Consider the following 16,209-nt stretch of genomic DNA (forward strand, 5'->3'; position numbering starts at 1 on the left):
CTCGGTCGTGGCTGCCGCCATGCCGGCGATGACCGTGGTCGAAGCCGCCAAACCTCCCACACCACCGCCACCGGCCACTGTGGAAACGCCCAAATCCGCACCACCGCCTGCCCCTGTCATCGCTCAACCGGTGCCCGTCCCGGAGCCGCCTCCAGTGGCAAAACCACTCACGCCAACCGCACCAATACCGGTCGCGACGACGACTCCCGCGCAAGTGACCAATGCCCCGACGGTGCAAACCTTGGCGGTCACCCCCCCGCCGCAATCGAACACCAACCTGCTTATCGCCGGCCTCTTGATTCTTGGAGCGGCGGGCTGGATCGCTTTTCTCTGGCATCGCAAGTCACATCCCTCCCAAGGTGCCAGCCTGATCACTCAATCCATGAATTTGGATCAGGATAAAAAGCGGCGCTCCTGAGCAATGACACTATTCCTTTGCGGGATAAAAGAGGAAACGCGCGTAAATATAGGCGATCGTCTCATCAATCACCCCACGGACGCTGCCGCTGTATTTCCACCAGTGAGCGGAGTCAAAATCACGGCTTTCCAAGGCAATCACTCCCACCTGATATTCATCCCCCAGCGCCTTCTCGAATAACAGGCGCGACCGGCGTGAGTGCGGCCCGACCGACAACACGTTCACCCGGGTCTCCTTGATGCCGCGATCCTTCAGCCACTTCTTTAAAGCCAGTGCCGAAGTATAAGTGCGGTCCTTGACCACCAGCGGAGAAGGTACCGCCACCACCTCATTCGTTTTCAGTCCCATCCGCACCAGGATGACGGCACCCAGTTCGGCGGCAGTTTTGTATTCGCAGAGCGGCGATCCCCGTTCAATGGGCCCGCCGGTCACAAAAACCTGGCGATACGAATAACGTTTCATCTCCACAATCGCCGCCCGCATGGCATAATCCGGCGCCCACCCTTCCACCACCAGCACCCCGCCAGGCACCGGATCGTGCAACGCCAGAAACCCATAGGTGCGGGGCCCGACGATCAATACCAGCACCACACTCAGAAGGAGCAGCAACAACCACCCGCGCCAAGTCGGCACCCAGCATTCACGGCGGCGCAACAAACCGCCGCAACAGGCGCATGGTTTTGCCGCACCAGTCTTGGTGGTGGATTCAGCAGGTACAGGATTGGTATTCATGATTTGTTCGCAAAAGTGTCCGAACAGCGTTTACCGGATCACAACCCAAGAAACGTCGGCTGTCGGCTCATAAAAACGATCCGCAACCGAGCCACCCGCGCCAGCGTTCGCAACTCGGCCAGCGCCAATTTTTCCTCAAAATGCTCTCCCGTATTGTGAGTATCCACCAGTTGATCCGCCTGGTCCACAATCAGAAGTTTGGGATGATGCTTCCCCAGCAACTCGCTCGTTTGCGTGCAAATTCCCCGCAGGGTTCGCGCGGTATCCGAAATCAGGAGTGGCAAACCCGCCAGTTTCCCGGCGGCATGGGTGAGCCGGACAAAATCCTTGTTCGTAATGTCCCCCTGCGCGACACACGCCAAAGTGACTTGCGCCTGCCAGCAAAGCAAGTGCAGCGTCAACCGGCTGCCACTTTCCCCCAGGCTGAAATAGACCACTTCCCACCCGCGCTCGGTGGCGGCGGACACCGCCAGGCGCATCGCCAGAAAACTGCCGGCCCATAACGGTTGCACCGTCCCCGCCCCGCCTATGCGCGGTTCCGTGGCCTGCAAATGCATGCGCTCCATCCAATCCACCGCCCCGTGCATGTGTTCGCGCATTGTGACCATGGATCGTCTTTCAATCGGCGCGATTTTACCAACGGTTAGGCGGTGACGCGGCCCAGCACCTGCGGACGCTCAACGCTATCCATGGGCTTGCCGATTACGCCTTTTTTCGCCAAGGCTTTCTTGTAGGCGGCCAGGGCCAGCAACGGCCAGGCGTTCCGGTACATGTCGTACTTCAGGTAGAACACCCGGGGGAAGCCCGTGCCGGTAATTTCATCCTCGCTCCAGGAACCATCCGCATTCTGCGTGCGCGCCAGGTAATCAATGCCTCGTTTGACGCTGGGCCGGTTGGGATCGCCAAAGGCAAGCAAGCCCATGACCGCCCAAGCGGTCTGGGAGGCCGTGCTGGGCCCCTGCCCCTTGAACACCGAATCATCATAGGTGTTGCAACGCTCGCCCCAGCCCCCGTCCTCATGCTGCACGCTCTCCAACCAGTCGCGCCCGCGCAACAGCCATGGCTCGTTCATGTCGCAACCAATCGCCGCCAACCCCCGGCAAACCTGCCACGTGCCATAAACGTAATTCACACCCCAGCGCCCGTACCAGGAACCATCGGGTTCCTGCTGCTCCCGCAGATATTGCAGGGCGCGCTGCACCTGCGGGTTATCCATCGGCACGCCCTCATAGCCCATGACCTCCAGGATGCGGGCCGTAATATCGGCACACTCGGGGTCCAGCATGGCGTTGTGATCGGCGAAGGGCACTTTCTCGAGAATGCTCTTGGTGCAATCCTTGTCAAACGCCGCCCAACCGCCATCCTTGCACTGAAAGGTGAGCATCCAATTAAAGCCCCGCTTGAAGCATTCATCCCGGCGTTTGAGATTATCGGTGGGAATCAACCGCAGCGCCAGCAACACCATCGCGGTGTCATCCACGTCCGGGTTCCACTTGTTATTGTACTCGAACACCCAGCCGCTCGGCTCCACGTTCACCGGGTTCTTGTGATACCAATCCCCACGGAAACGAATTTCCCGATCCATCAGCCAATGCGCGGTCTTCACCATTTGGGGATGCTCGGCGGGCACCCCGGATTCCCGCAGGCAAATCGCCACAATGGCCGTATCCCATACCGGCGAGAAACAGGGCTCGATTCGCACGGTGTCCTTTTCCTCGTGCTCCAGCTTCTTCAACTCGGCTTTGGCGCGAACGATTTCCGGATGATCTTCGGGATATCCCAGCGCCTTGAGCGCAATCAACGCGTTGAGCATCGCCGGAAAAATCGCGGCCAGTCCATCCGTGCCTTCAAACCGTTCCAGCATCCAGTGCTCGGCGCGCTTCAAAGCCGTGCGACGGAACGGATGAATGCCGGCCTGCGCCCACAGTTCCGCAAATTTGTGCAGCTTGTCCAGCCACAGGAAAAAATTGCGCAAGGTAAAGATTTGGGGATCGCCCGCCAGCGCCAATTCATGGTCTTTGACGCCATCGGGATACAACTCGAACAAATCCACCGGCAGTTTGCGAATGGGTTTGTAATGGTTGATGATGGCCAGCGGCACCAGCATCGAGCGCGTCCAATTGCTCATGTCGTGGAAATTGACATGAAACCATTTGCCCAGCAGCATGACCTCGACCGGGATGGTGGGAATGAATTTCCACGGGAACAAACCAAACAACGCCAAATACAGTTTGGAGAAGGTGTTCATGCGCGGCACCCCCCCCAGGGCTTTGGCCATTTCCCGGGCTTTAAGCATCCGGGGATCGGTGGCCGACACCCCGGCCAGTTTCAAGGCCAGGTAGGCCTTGATGGTGGCATTCACTTCCGCCGGGCCGCCATGATAAATATTCCAGCCGCCATCGGGCAACTGCATCGAAAAGATGTGGTTGACGGCTTTGCGTTCCCATTCCTTGTCCACATCCCCCGCCCAATGGTGGTAGGCGACCGTATCCGAGACCAGCGTGCTATCCACCAACAGCTCGCCCACCCAGAAGCCTTCCGGCTTCTGGATGCTTAGCAAATAGTCCTGCGACCGCTTGAGGGCGGCTTCAAAATCGTTGAGATGGCGGGCATCCCAGTTGTTCTGGGCTGGCGGATGTCCCGCGCCGGATTGCGTTTCAGTAACTGACACGCCGGATAATCTGCGAAGTTAGCCCCCAACTGTAAAGCGTTTTTAACCTGATAATCCGGACAGGTCGAACAAGCCGCCAAAGATTTCGTTTGGCTCATTGAAGCAACTCTGCCAGATTCCATGGAAATACCTGACGCCCGTTAGCATAAAACCATCAACGGGAAAAGTGCCCAAATGCACATTGCAATAACTCAACGCGATATTGCCAGTCATTGCCAATCATCACCATTTGGGCGTATGAAAACGGTGTTAAGTGTGTGTCAAAACGTGAAGACTATGCAATTAAATCGCAGAACAAGAACTTCGGCACTCTTAAGCTTGGGGCTGGTAGTGGTCATGGGTATCACTTCATTGCCGGCGGTGGAAGGCGCCAGACAATACCTCAAACGTCCGGATGCCTGGTACGCCGGCGAGGAGGCAAAACGGATCGGGACGAATATTCTCTCCTTCCAATCGGACCTTGGCGGCTGGCCCAAGAATGTGGATACCACCGCCGCCCCGTATGACGGATCGGATCGCGCAAAGAATTTAAAGCCCACCTTTGACAACGGCGCCACCACCGATGAACTGCGGTTTCTGGCCCAGTTGTATACCGCCACCCAGGCGGAGCATTACCGCAAAGCTTTTGAGAAAGGTTATGATCACAGCCGGGGGAGAAATACTGCACGCTCTATCCGTCCAAGAGCGGAACTCCGCTCATGACCTATATCCATCCCGGCGGTCACGAGTTCCCGGCCGCCACCCTGACGCTGATTACGAAGTTCTTCAAGGAACACGCGAAGCCCTGACGCTGAGGTTAATATGCCCATGGACACCCGCCGAAACCATGATATATTGAGGCTTGTGTTGAGTCTGCCTGATTTCCGGCTGAGGCGCCGGGAACGCCAGGCGGGTTGACAACAATGCATCTGTAACGAAGAATAAAAATGAAATTAGTCAAATTGCTCACGGTGGCGGCTGTTGCGGCCGCGATTTTGGTTGGCACCACCCTCACCGCCGAAGAAGGCTGCTGCCCTTCCAAAAAAGGCCAGGCTGAAAAGGCCTGCTGCGTCGAAGCCAAGAAGGACGGCAAAGTCTGCGAAAAATGCGCCAAGGCCAAGGAAGAGGCAGCCAAGAAAGAGGAAAAGAAGTAATTTAGTTCTCTCCATCAGGCCCGCATATTTTGTATGCGGGCCTTTTTTTATGGGTGTGCCAGGCAAAATCATTCAGCGCCAGTAAAATTTCCTTGTGAACTGTAGCCATAGTCGTTGCAATAAGGGCATGTCACATACCTTGCTATGCCGTTGGACAATGCAGGCTAAACCCCTTGCGCGGGTGCCCATGATTCTACTCGCCGCCCTGGCGATTCATGCCAGCGCGGCTCCGGCACCCGCCGACCCCAAAGTCGGCACCGAGTTCGACTTGCAGGGTTTCATGGATGGTGAAATCAAAGCGGGCAAAAAGCGGATCGTCGTGCCGCCGGGACGCTATCGGGTGATGCCCAAGCGCGGCGCGCATTTGACGTTCAAGGATCTCGACGGCATCACCATCGTGGCGGACGGGGTTGAAATGATCTGCACCCAAACCTCGCGCGCCCTCAATTTCGAGAATTGCCGCCAGGTGCATTTCAAGGGGATGACGGTGGATTATGATCCCCTGCCCTTTACCGAAGGCCGGGTGGTCGCGCTGGCACCCGACAAGAGCTGGGTGGAATTCGAGATTATTCCGGGCTATCCTGAGCACCAATTGCAGGAGCGCATTGAATTTTATAATCCCGCCACCGGCGAACTGCGGCGCGAAACCCCGGGGTACAGCAAGGAATTCGAGCCGTTGGGCAACCACCACTATCGCATCGCCAAACCGAAAAGCTATCGTTATCGCGAAGATTGGGATACCGAGCAGGTGGGCGACATCCTCGTCACCAACCACTCGTATCCCAACGGGGCTGGCGGCCATGCGGTCACGGTCACCCGCTGTGTCGGGATCAAGCTGGAGGATGTGACCCTCTACGCCTCGCCCTGCTTCGGTTTTCTTGAGCATCTATGCGATGGCTCCACGTATTTGCGCTGTAAGATTGACCGGCGACCGCCGGAAAGCGACCTGGTCAAACGCGGTTGGCCGCGCCTGCGCTCGTTGGATGCCGATGCCTTTCATAGCACTGAGGCCGCCAAAGGCCCGGCGATCCTCCAATGCACCGCCAAATTTCAAGGGGATGATTGCGTCAATATTCACGGCACCTACCATTATGTGACCGGCAGCAGCAACACCCAGGTGCGCCTCGTGGTCCTGAACCGGCTGACCATCGAACCGGGCGATCCGGTGGAGTTCCTGCCCTATTCCGGCCCGCGCCCGCCGGATGCCAAGGCCGTCAAACTGGAACCGGATGCGCCGCTCACCGACGACGAGAAAGCCTTCGTCAAAAAGCTCAGCATGCACGCGAACCACAAGGAGCGCCTGCTCACCGGCCAGGTGAAATGCTTCAAGCTAACACTGGATCGGCCGGTGAACCTGCCAATGGGGTCTGCCGTCTGCTCGGGCAACCGCGTGGGCAACGGCTTCCAAGTGCGAGGCTGCGATTTCGGTTACAACCGCTCCCGGGGCATCCTCATCAAGGCCAGCCGGGGCGAAGTCGCGGAGAATAAAATCACGCATGGCTGGATGGCAGCCGTGCTAGTGGCACCGGAATTCTGGTGGTTTGAATCCGCCAGCTCCAGCGACGTGGTGATCCGTGACAATATCATTACGGGTTGCCGGAGGCTCGCCATCGAAATCATTGCGCCGGGCGGCAACGGCAAACCGCTGCCCGCCGGTGCGCATCGCAACCTGGTGATACGTGATAATTCCCTGACGGATTCCGCCTGGCCGAACATCCGCGTCACCTCTACGGAGGGACTAGTCATTAAAAACAACCGCCTGACGCCCGCCGAACCGATAAACTTCATTCCGCCGGTAGCTCACCCTTGGAACTGGGGCACCAACACCCCCGCACCCATCGTCACGGAATTCTGCACCCAAACGGAAATTAGGTAGGGCCGAAATCCGAAGACCGAAAGATTTTCGTCCGCGAATGCACGCCAATTGACGCGAATAATGAGCAAATCCGAAGGCTAAAAAACCGAAAGGAATCAGGGCAATGGTGCCGGTTTGGCCGAGGCAGCTGGGGTATTGAGCGATGAAAATACGGTCCGATAAAATTCCCAGTTTGTTTCACCCAAGGAGTCGAAAACGGCCATCGGTTTATGGCCAATGTCAGGCAGGACGGTGAAGGTGTGCGGGATTGCCAACTTTACGAGATGCTCGTGAAACGCCCGGTTAAACCCCAGCGTTTCATCGCGGTCGCCAATGACCTGCCGCACGGGCAAACCGATACGCAACTTGTCGGCGTTCTGCTCCGCAATCACCCACGGGCTTTGCGCTTTGAAATATTCCAGGTCGCCACCAAAGACAGCCTTCAGAATCCCTTCGCGCTCACGCGGACCTGCACGCGGGGTCTCCCGGAAATCCAGTTGCAACGGACCACCCGCAAGCATTGAAACGGCGCCGAAAACCATCGGATATTTAAAACCCAGCCGTGCGGCACCATATCCGCCCATGCTGAACCCTTCGATCAACCGGCCTTCGCGCGCAGCGACGGTGCGATAATTCGCATCAATATGCGGCAGCAGTTCCTTCATGATCACGGTTTCCAACGGCACCTTGCCGCTCTTCCAATCACACCACATACCGTTTTTGAGGCCATTGACGAACACCACCAGGAGCGGGGGAATTTTTTTGGCCTGAATGGCAGAATCAAAGTGCGCAACCAGTGGTGGCATCCCGCTCAAACCACCCCCGCTACCATGCAGCCAATAGATCACCGGGAAGTGTCGGAGTTGGTCCCGATCGTAGATTTCCGGCGTGTAGATGAAATAGCTGACGTTGGTTTTAACCGTAGCACTTTCAAAGGTCCGGCGCTGGAGCCGCGGTGCGGTCACAGCGGGAAGCACCCATTCCAACGCGGGAACCGCCGGGGCAGATACAGGTGCCGGTTTCACGACGTCCGGCAGACCAGCCGGACCGACAACTGCCAGTGCGGCACACCCTGTTGCGATTAAAGCAATCCGTTTCATACCATGGATAGACGCAATGGATGTGAATGAAGTTTCAGCAACACACCGGTTTTTTCTGGCCTAAAGTCCACGGTATTGGTTTATTGGCGGAGATATGGCACACATTATATTCCGGCGCCTGCAGTTCGTCATGGGCACCATGGCGCTCGCCATTTTGGCGGTCCCCCAACTGCCAGCCGCCGGCGCGCAGCCAAAACCCAACCTGCTATTCATCCTCACCGATCAGCAGCATGCCAACATGCTGAGCTGCGCCGGGAATCCGTGGCTCAAGACGCCTGCCATGGATAGCCTGGCCGCCAATGGCATCCGATTCCAGCGGGCGTACAGTGTGAATCCCGTCTGCGTGCCGGCGCGGGTGGGCATGTTCACCGGGCACACGCCCAGCCGATTCGGGATGCAATCCAACAAGGAGATGCAAGAGACCAAAATCCCCGCGCCGATCCAGGCGCAAACGATGGGTTGCCTGCTGCGTGATGCGGGCTATGAAACCGCGTATGGCGGCAAAACTCATCTACCGGGTAACGTCGAGAAATATGGTTTCACCGTACTGACCCGTGATCAGCGCGATGAGCTGGCCACCACCTGCGCGGATTTTCTGAAAAAGAAGCACGATAAACCGTTCCTGCTGGTTGCCTCGCTCATCAATCCCCACGATATATGCTACATGGCCATCAACGCTTTTGCAGCTTCACAGGCCAGGAAGAAAACCGGACCAGCAGGTCCACACCAGCAATGCCTGGCGGAGGCGCTGCAAAAACCGGCGGGCATTTCGGAAGAGGAATTCTTTTCCCGGCTCTGTCCGCCAGCGCCAGCCAACCTGGAACCCCAGTTGGGCGCGCCGGAAGCCATCGGGGATGCCTCTTACTTGGGATTTCGTGGCTACGCCTTCACCAACTGGACGGAAAAAGACTGGCGCCTGCATCGCTGGGCCTACGCCCGCCTCACCGAACGGGTGGACCGGGAAATTGAGGTAATCCTTCAGGCATTGCGATCCACGGGTCTGGAAACCAATACCGCCGTAATCTTTACCAGTGACCACGGCGACCATGATGGCTCGCACCGGCTTGAACACAAATCCACATTTTATGAAGAGGCGGCCAACGTCCCGTTCATCATCAGTCAGAAGGGCGTGACCCGTGCCAATGTGGTGGATCGGGAACACCTGATTGCGGCGCATCTGGATTTGATTCCCACCTTGTGCGATTACGCGGGTGTGGCTGCGCCCGATGGGCTAAAAGGGCGCAGCCTGCGCGCCCTGGCGGAAAATGGCTCCGTGAAGGAATGGCGTCCGTATGTGGTTTCTGAAACCCACTTCGGACGCATGGTCTGCTCCGGCCGATATAAATATTGTGTTTATGACCGGGGCGAGCACCGTGAGCAACTGGTGGATCTACAGCAAGATCCCGGAGAAATGAAGAATCTGGCCGGTCAGCCTGAGTTCCAGGCAGTTCTCACACAACACCGCAAGTACCTGCAAGAATGGGTGGTGAGCAATCAGGATAGTCTGGCTGCTCCCTACTTGGTGAAGTAATTCCAAATCGCTATCAAGATGAGACTAATTCGCTGGTCTTTTAAGCTGTTGGCTTCGTTGCTCGCTCGTTACAGAACGCTGCGGGTATGCGCCTCACTCGCGTCTCGCCAGCCGCCCAAAATCCTGCGCGCCTTAGTCTCATCTTGAAAGCTCATTGGAATTAGCGCCTGTCCTTCGGGGCTAATCTTTCATCCCGCTCAATGCTGTAACGTGCCTCATCAATGTAATAACCCAGATCGTCGCCGTGATCTTTCTCCAATTTGTCCAGAATCTGTTTTGCGTCCGTGCGATTGGTTTCAATTTGAAACAAGTTGGAGTGCCCTGCCCACCAAGTGACGAAATATTCCGAATTCTTCGGCATGCCGGGTAAATAATCCAAAGGATAAACCGCCAGCCATCGGAGACAGTTCTCCTTATTACCCAAGGCCTTCAATGCCATGATTCGGGCCTCCTTGGTTGGCAGACGCTCGATGGCTGCAGCGTAGCCTTTCAGTGTATCGATTGACCTGCCCATGGGATACTGGGATCCTAGAAAACGATCCGCACAAAAACCACCACCGCCGTACCTGTGAACATTCCAATATTGCATCTGCCAATCGTGCAGACACGGCCCCAGATATTTGTCCCTCAACACTGCCACGGCAGACACTTCTTCCCTTGCCTGAGACCAAAGCGGCACCGTACGGAAGATGCACCAACGAGTCTCTGTTTTACGATTTCCGCACGCCAGGCAGATGTGCTGCTTGGATTCGCGAGCGCCATTGCTCAGATAACCAGCCAGCAAGACCGTTGCCACCAAGAGCACGGCTAATATGGCAGCTCGCAGCGGGATCTTTTTGCAATGTCGGCTGGCCTGCATTTGAGTTTTTCAAAGCAAAACTCGTGCCACGCGGAGTCCTCGCTAAAAACACCGCTTTTTGGATGGCTATGACCAAATTGGCTGCAAACCTTGGTGCATAATGCGTGAGGCTCACACACTGGCCCCATCACTGCATTGGGGTGAATCTGGTCAATTTATGGCGTTTACAATCAAGTACTTATGCAAAATTCCTAAAAAAACCTCCAAAAACGTCAAAAATCGGGGGTTCCCGGCTTTAATGGCGGGCGTTAAAGTAAACTCTGGCACCCCAGCCGGGGTGCAGTCGGGTTTATGGGATGGTTTTCCGGAGGTCATGCCCCGTTCCCCTCATAGACCGCGCCGGGCTGAAAGCCCATGATGTGATAGCCCCAAGGAAACGATGAACCACCTTGTTGCCGCCGCCCTGAAAGGGAGGGATATATAATTCCATGATTGACGCCCGCAACGGTGGTGCCGCCCTTACAGGGCGGGGCGGCTTGCGGGAAACTTATTCCCGGGCCTTCAGCCCGGGCTATCACATGACGAGCCTTCGGCCCTTGGTTGCCATCCTCACCCACGAATTACCGTTCTGGTACTTCTTCAAGGTGCAGTTGGATTTATTGGACGCCTTTCCGGAGGTTATGCCCCGTTTCCCTCATGACGCTACACTCTTTCATCCCGTTCGGGATGTGTTTCAGAAAAATCCCAAAGGGATTTCGACCTCCAGCCCAACACCTGAGCCTGGCTGCGCAAGGGTTAAATCGCCGGGGGCAAAAGGGGCGGTGATTTAGTGCGGTTTAACTAATGAGGTAGCTCTGAAAGGCAAAACTTTTCACGATGTTGGCTGGCAAAATATCAGCGCCGACTGACGTCGAGCGGCTACGTAATTTTTGGAAATGTGGCGCGTATCCCGGTACACGGTCTGCCGCAACCCGTACCGGGTAGGCGGGGAATCGGGAGCGCGCCGCCCCACCCGGCGGGGGATTTGAGTCCAATACCATTTCCATTATTTAAATTTGAGTCTCCTTACGTCGTCTCCTACTATGCTTCCGGATGCGCGGGCTGACTCGGAAACATGAAAATCAAAATTGCGTCCGCGCCATTTTTGGCGTAGCGTCCCGGCATGTTTTCGCACGTTGTTATTTTTTGGGCGGACCCGCAAAAGCCGGGCGCGACACAGGCATTGCTGGATGGCGCCAATCAATATTTGAAGCCCATTCCAGGCGTGATCAATTTCCACGTCGGCAAAATGGTGCCCAGCCACCGGCCGGTGGTGGAGCAGTCCTATCAGGTGGCGCTGAACCTGACGTTCCTGGATAAGAAATCACAGGACGATTACCAGTTGCATCCGCTGCACATCGAGTTTGTGGAAAAGGCGTTCAAGCCCAACTGCGTCAAAGTCGTCGTGTACGATTTTGAATAAATTTCTGGTCAGTCACATTAAACCTCATTGGACTCGAGGTTGGCGCGCCGCCTTGATCCTGACGTTGCTCGGCGGGGTGCTCGCGGAAGCTGCGGAGTCCAAAGCGCCAAGCGCCCCGGTGGTTTTGTTGCGTGATCCGGGGTTCCAGCTAGGCTTCAAGGTGTGGAGCCCCAAGCCCGGAAAACACGTCGAATGCGGGCGCCTGCGCCCCAATCCAACGGCGGCAACGGAACCGATTTGGGGGCTGGCCCAGTGGAGCAGCAAATTTCCCCTGAGCGATCCTCAGCCGATCCGGATGAGTTCCGGCGCGCTGTGTTTTTCCAATGAGGCGAAGGCGGTCACGTTTGGGCCGCCAGGCACTGCGGAGGCCGATCTTTGGCTGGCGATTCATAGCGGACGCGAATATGGGGAACGGCTGCGCCAGAAAGGCGAGCCGTGGCCGCATTTGCTGATCGAACAGCGCGTTGATAATAGTCCGCCGCTAATCCAAATCGCCCAGCTTCACTTCCACCTGGAATACCGTCTCCACCATGTCGAAGCGTTTCAAAAGGAGGCCGCTCATCCCAATTTGCACGCGGCGCAACTGCTCGCCTACCTGAGCGTGCAAAATCTGAATAAACAATCCGCCGGATATGGCGATTACCTTTGGTTCGGCATCCCGCTCTACGACAGCCGGAATCGGGAATCCAAAACCTACGCGGCGATGGATACCGGCACCAAAAAGTTCATCTATACTCCCGCTGTAACCAATTACACCACCGTCAGCGCTCACAGCGGCGCCTGGGTCACCATTGATCGCGATTTGCTGACTTTGATTCGGCAAGGACTCAACACGGCATGGGGTCAGGACTTCCTGAAAAACTCCAGGGATTTGAACGACTTTCGCATAGGCGGCTTTAACCTGGGTTGGGAAATGCCCGGTTCCTTCAACGTCGAGGCGCAGATCCGGAATCTGGCGTTGGAGGCGAAATAGTTTTAATGCGGCTTATAATACCATTCCCGTCATCCAACTGCACTATTACCAATCAGCGAGTGGTTGCGTAATTAAAGGTAAGCCGACTGGGAAGTCGGCGACACAGCAGGTTTGGAAACCTGCGCTACGATGACAAAGCGTACGCCTGAGCAGTTACAAACTGGAAATGGTATAACACTACGGCAGAAAGAGGCATTCGCTCCGTGGCAAATCACGCGCGGGGATGAAACCGCCGGTGAATGTCGCGCAAGCGATTGCCCGTCACATGCGTGTACACCTGGGTGGTGCCGATGCTGACATGCCCCAGTAATTCCTGGATCACCCGCAAATCCGCGCCGTGCTCCAGCAGATGGGTGGCGAAGCTGTGCCGCAACATGTGCGGGGTGACGTTCTTGGTGATGCCGGAGCGACGCACCCGGTTCTTGATATGCACCCAGAGCGTCACTGGCGCAAACGGGGAACCGCGTTTGGTGAGAAAGACATTCGCTGGAGTGCGCTTGGTTACCAGCTTGGGACGGCCCGCTTGCAGGTAATTTTGCAACGCGGCAATGGCCTGGCTGCCGACCGGCACCACCCGTTCCTTGTTGCCTTTGCCGATGACCTGGATGAACCCGGCCTCCAAGTGCAGTTGTTCCAGGCGCAACCCGCAGAGTTCGGCACGGCGCAGGCCGGAAGCGTAAGCCAGTTCGAGAATGGCCTGGTCGCAAAGTGTCGCGGGTGTGGCCGGGATTTCCGGTTCGAGCAGTTGGTTGATTTCGCGGTCGGTCAGCGCTTTTGGCAGATGCAACCATCGCCGGGGAAAGGAGAGGTTCTCCGCCACATTCACCGGTACATGCCGCTCAGTTTCGGCAAAGCGGAAAAGCGCCCGCAACGCCGCAATTTCCAGATAGACGCTCTCGGAACTCAACTTGCGCGTTGACTCCTTTGGCTCGTTCACCAGGGATCGCTCGCGCTCGTGTTGCAGGTACTGCATGAGATGCGAAAGCGTGACCTGCTTCCAATCCGCCAGCCCCTGCGATTCCGCCCAGTGCACGAACTGCGCAAGCAGTAGGGCGTAGGTTTTTTGGGTGTTCTCCGATAACCCGCGCTCGTGGCGCAGGTAAACCAGAAAATCTTCCACCAGGTTTTGCATGGGCCTGTAAAAGGATGCGGTTATTTAATTTGCGTAGTTCCGCCCGGAACCAGCGTGGTTTCACGGCCTTTCCAGCGGAACACGCCTTTCACGCCGGCGGGCAGGGTGAGGTTTCCGGCGCAGGTGCCCTGCGCGTGATCGGGTTTGAGACTTAAACCACATGGATGTTCATGACGTGTCATGAAGAATGACATATCCGGGATACCCAAGAGAGTCAAGTGATGGCGGTGGCCCGCCTTGACTCGCCAGTCGTTCGCGCCTACCCTGAGTCTGTTGCAGGGGAGCCACCCAGCCGCGTGGTGCGGCCAAGGCTGAGAGTTTTGCGCGGGGGCGCAAGAGACCCGTTGAACCTGATCCAGATAATGCTGGCGAAGGGAATGATGTTTCTATAAGTCCATTCTCTTCCCGCCTTAAGATCGAAACCTGAACGTAACGAATGATTGCGACCAAAAACTCGCTGCCGAGCGCCGAGCCATTGCCGAATTCCCGGCGCGTGTATGTCTCCGGGAAAATACATCCGGATATCCGGGTGCCAATGCGTGAAGTCACGGTCCAAGCCACCCAACGCCTGGATGGTTCGCAGGCGGCCAATCCGCCCGTGCGAATGTACGACGCCAGCGGACCATGGGGCGACCCGGAGTTCCACGGGGAAATCACGCAGGGTCTGCCGCAATTGCGCCGCCCCTGGATCCTGGCGCGCGGCGACGTGACGGAATATGAAGGCCGCGAGGTCAAGCCGCTGGATGACGGCTATTTATCCGCCACGCACGCCGCGTTGGGGGAGCGTGCAGCGAATTCCCCCGATGACACCCGCTTTCTTTCCCTGCCCAAACGCAAACCGTTGCGTGCCGCAAAAGGCCATCCGGTCACACAATTATGGTATGCCCGCCAGGGGATCATCACCCCGGAGATGGAGTTCATTGCCATCCGGGAAAACCAGGGACTGGAATTCTTGGCGGAACCACCGGCAGAGCAGGCACCGCGCAATTCCCCACGCCATCAGCATCAAGGTCCCGGTGATCGCGCTGATGCACCCGAGGTGTTCCGTCGATTCCCCCAACGCATCCCCCGCTGCATCACCCCCGAATTTGTGCGTGAAGAGGTGGCGTCAGGCCGCGCGATCATTCCGGCCAACATCAACCACCCGGAAGTCGAGCCGATCATCATCGGGCGCAATTTCCTGGTGAAAATCAACGCCAACATCGGCAACAGCGCCGTGGCTTCCTCGATCGAGGAGGAAGTGGAGAAGATGCGCTGGGCCACCAAGTGGGGCGCGGACACGGTCATGGACCTTTCCACTGGCAAGAACATCCATGCGACCCGGGAATGGATTCTGCGCAATTCGCCGGTGCCCATCGGCACCGTTCCAATTTATCAGGCGTTGGAAAAAGTCGGCGGACGCCCTGAAGCGTTAACCTGGGAAATCTTCCGTGACACCTTGATCGAACAATGCGAGCAGGGGGTGGATTATTTCACCATCCACGCGGGCGTCCTGTTGCGGTTCATTCCGCTGACTGCCCGGCGAGTGACCGGAATCGTCAGCCGCGGCGGAAGCATCATGGCCAAATGGTGCCTGGCGCATCACCAGGAGAATTTCCTTTATACGCACTGGGACGAGATTTGTGAAATCCTAGCGGCGTACGATGTGGCCTTCAGCATCGGCGACGGATTGCGTCCCGGCAGCATCGCGGACGCCAACGATGACGCGCAATTCGCCGAATTGCAGGTGCAAGGCGGTTTGACCAAGCGCGCGTGGGAATTCGGCGTGCAAGTGATGAACGAGGGACCGGGCCATGTGCCGCTGCATTTGATCCATGAGAACATGATGCGCCAGTTGGAGTGGTGCCATGAAGCGCCGTTCTACACTCTGGGACCGCTGGTGACGGATCTGGCAGCGGGTTACGATCACTTTGCCAGTGCGATCGGTGCGGCAATGATCGGCTGGTATGGCACCGCCATGCTCTGCTACGTGACTCCCAAAGAGCACCTGGGGTTGCCCAACCGGCAGGATGTGAAAGACGGGGTGATCGCGTACAAAATCGCCGCGCACGCGGCCGACCTCGCCAAGGGCCATCCGGGTGCGCAGTACCGGGACAACGCCTTGAGCAAAGCGCGCTTTGAATTCCGCTGGGAAGATCAATTCAGCCTCAGCCTGGACCCGGAAACCGCGCGCGCGTTCCATGACGAAACGCTGCCGCAGGACGGCGCCAAGACCGCGCACTTCTGCAGCATGTGCGGCCCCCACTTCTGCGCCATGAAGATCACGGAAGATGTGCGGCAATACGCGGCTGAACACGGGATGTCGGACGAAGCGGCGTTGAAGCTCGGACTGGAAGAAAAAGCGGCTGAGTTTGTGAAAAAGGGCGCCGAGGTTTACTTGCCATAAAAAACGCCGAACACCAA

At 57.2% G+C, this 16,209-nt stretch carries 16 protein-coding genes and 1 riboswitch; of the genes, 9 read left to right on the top strand and 7 right to left on the bottom strand.

Annotated elements, in window-relative coordinates; translation table 11 throughout:
- Positions 1-418: LPXTG cell wall anchor domain-containing protein (locus tag WCO56_17390; GenBank protein MEI7731353.1), on the top strand; the 418-nt coding region annotated here is incomplete at its 5' end.
- A gap of 9 nt (positions 419-427) precedes the next feature.
- Here WCO56_17390 and WCO56_17395 read toward each other — a convergent pair.
- The 3 genes from WCO56_17395 to shc are packed head-to-tail and all read right to left on the bottom strand — an operon-like array spanning position 428 to position 3,821.
- Positions 428-1,150 (bottom strand): ElyC/SanA/YdcF family protein, encoded by a 723-nt coding sequence (locus tag WCO56_17395; protein MEI7731354.1) that lies wholly within the window; start codon positions 1,148-1,150, stop codon positions 428-430.
- Positions 1,151-1,188: 38 nt separating this feature from the next.
- On the bottom strand, positions 1,189-1,758 hold the full coding sequence (locus WCO56_17400) for a DnaB-like helicase C-terminal domain-containing protein (GenBank protein ID MEI7731355.1): 570 nt from the start codon (positions 1,756-1,758) through the stop codon (positions 1,189-1,191).
- A gap of 35 nt (positions 1,759-1,793) precedes the next feature.
- Positions 1,794-3,821 (bottom strand): squalene--hopene cyclase, encoded by a 2,028-nt coding sequence (gene shc / locus WCO56_17405; protein MEI7731356.1) that lies wholly within the window; start codon positions 3,819-3,821, stop codon positions 1,794-1,796.
- Positions 3,822-4,097: 276 nt separating this feature from the next.
- Here shc and WCO56_17410 point away from each other — a divergent pair, with 276 nt between their 5' ends.
- The 3 genes from WCO56_17410 (at position 4,098) to WCO56_17420 (ending at position 6,830) form a co-directional block, all read left to right on the top strand.
- A complete protein-coding gene (locus tag WCO56_17410) occupies positions 4,098-4,523 on the top strand; it encodes a pectate lyase (protein MEI7731357.1) in 426 nt (141 codons plus the stop codon).
- A gap of 224 nt (positions 4,524-4,747) precedes the next feature.
- Positions 4,748-4,954 carry a hypothetical protein gene (locus WCO56_17415; protein MEI7731358.1) on the top strand — a complete coding sequence of 69 codons (207 nt, stop codon included), beginning with the start codon at positions 4,748-4,750 and terminating at the stop codon, positions 4,952-4,954.
- A 127-nt stretch (positions 4,955-5,081) separates the two neighbouring features.
- Complete coding sequence (locus tag WCO56_17420) at positions 5,082-6,830, top strand: right-handed parallel beta-helix repeat-containing protein (GenBank protein MEI7731359.1); 1,749 nt, start codon at positions 5,082-5,084, stop codon at positions 6,828-6,830.
- Between the two features lie 95 nt (positions 6,831-6,925).
- On the opposite strand, the gene WCO56_17425 is transcribed toward WCO56_17420, so the two are convergent.
- Positions 6,926-7,909, bottom strand: a complete 984-nt coding sequence (locus tag WCO56_17425; GenBank protein MEI7731360.1) for an alpha/beta hydrolase-fold protein — start codon at positions 7,907-7,909, stop codon at positions 6,926-6,928.
- A 94-nt stretch (positions 7,910-8,003) separates the two neighbouring features.
- Between WCO56_17425 and WCO56_17430 the strand changes: the two genes are divergently transcribed.
- A complete protein-coding gene (locus tag WCO56_17430) occupies positions 8,004-9,440 on the top strand; it encodes a sulfatase-like hydrolase/transferase (protein MEI7731361.1) in 1,437 nt (478 codons plus the stop codon).
- Between the two features lie 160 nt (positions 9,441-9,600).
- On the opposite strand, the gene WCO56_17435 is transcribed toward WCO56_17430, so the two are convergent.
- The gene (locus WCO56_17435; protein ID MEI7731362.1) at positions 9,601-10,299 is read right to left on the bottom strand and encodes a hypothetical protein; all 699 of its coding nucleotides are present in this window, start codon (positions 10,297-10,299) and stop codon (positions 9,601-9,603) included.
- Between the two features lie 428 nt (positions 10,300-10,727).
- Between WCO56_17435 and WCO56_17440 the strand changes: the two genes are divergently transcribed.
- From WCO56_17440 to WCO56_17450, 3 genes are all read left to right on the top strand, one after another.
- Positions 10,728-11,069 (top strand): hypothetical protein, encoded by a 342-nt coding sequence (locus WCO56_17440; protein ID MEI7731363.1) that lies wholly within the window; start codon positions 10,728-10,730, stop codon positions 11,067-11,069.
- 332 nt (positions 11,070-11,401) lie between these two features.
- A complete protein-coding gene (locus tag WCO56_17445; GenBank protein MEI7731364.1) occupies positions 11,402-11,701 on the top strand; it encodes a Dabb family protein in 300 nt (99 codons plus the stop codon).
- On the top strand, positions 11,694-12,674 hold the full coding sequence (locus WCO56_17450; protein ID MEI7731365.1) for a hypothetical protein: 981 nt from the start codon (positions 11,694-11,696) through the stop codon (positions 12,672-12,674). The genes WCO56_17445 and WCO56_17450 overlap by 8 nt, the downstream gene beginning before the upstream one ends.
- A gap of 211 nt (positions 12,675-12,885) precedes the next feature.
- Here WCO56_17450 and WCO56_17455 read toward each other — a convergent pair whose 3' ends face one another.
- Positions 12,886-13,806: a tyrosine recombinase gene (locus tag WCO56_17455; protein ID MEI7731366.1), complete on the bottom strand. Its 921-nt coding sequence runs from the start codon at positions 13,804-13,806 to the stop codon at positions 12,886-12,888.
- 20 nt (positions 13,807-13,826) lie between these two features.
- Positions 13,827-13,988: a hypothetical protein gene (locus tag WCO56_17460; protein MEI7731367.1), complete on the bottom strand. Its 162-nt coding sequence runs from the start codon at positions 13,986-13,988 to the stop codon at positions 13,827-13,829.
- Between the two features lie 85 nt (positions 13,989-14,073).
- A riboswitch (TPP riboswitch) is annotated at positions 14,074-14,200 on the top strand.
- A 42-nt stretch (positions 14,201-14,242) separates the two neighbouring features.
- Between WCO56_17460 and thiC the strand changes: the two genes are divergently transcribed.
- Positions 14,243-16,192 carry a phosphomethylpyrimidine synthase ThiC gene (gene thiC, locus WCO56_17465; protein ID MEI7731368.1) on the top strand — a complete coding sequence of 650 codons (1,950 nt, stop codon included), beginning with the start codon at positions 14,243-14,245 and terminating at the stop codon, positions 16,190-16,192.
- Positions 16,193-16,209: the final 17 nt, after the last annotated feature.

The organism is Verrucomicrobiota bacterium (genome assembly GCA_037139415.1).
In the GTDB taxonomy this organism is placed as follows: Bacteria; Verrucomicrobiota; Verrucomicrobiia; order Limisphaerales; family Fontisphaeraceae; genus JBAXGN01.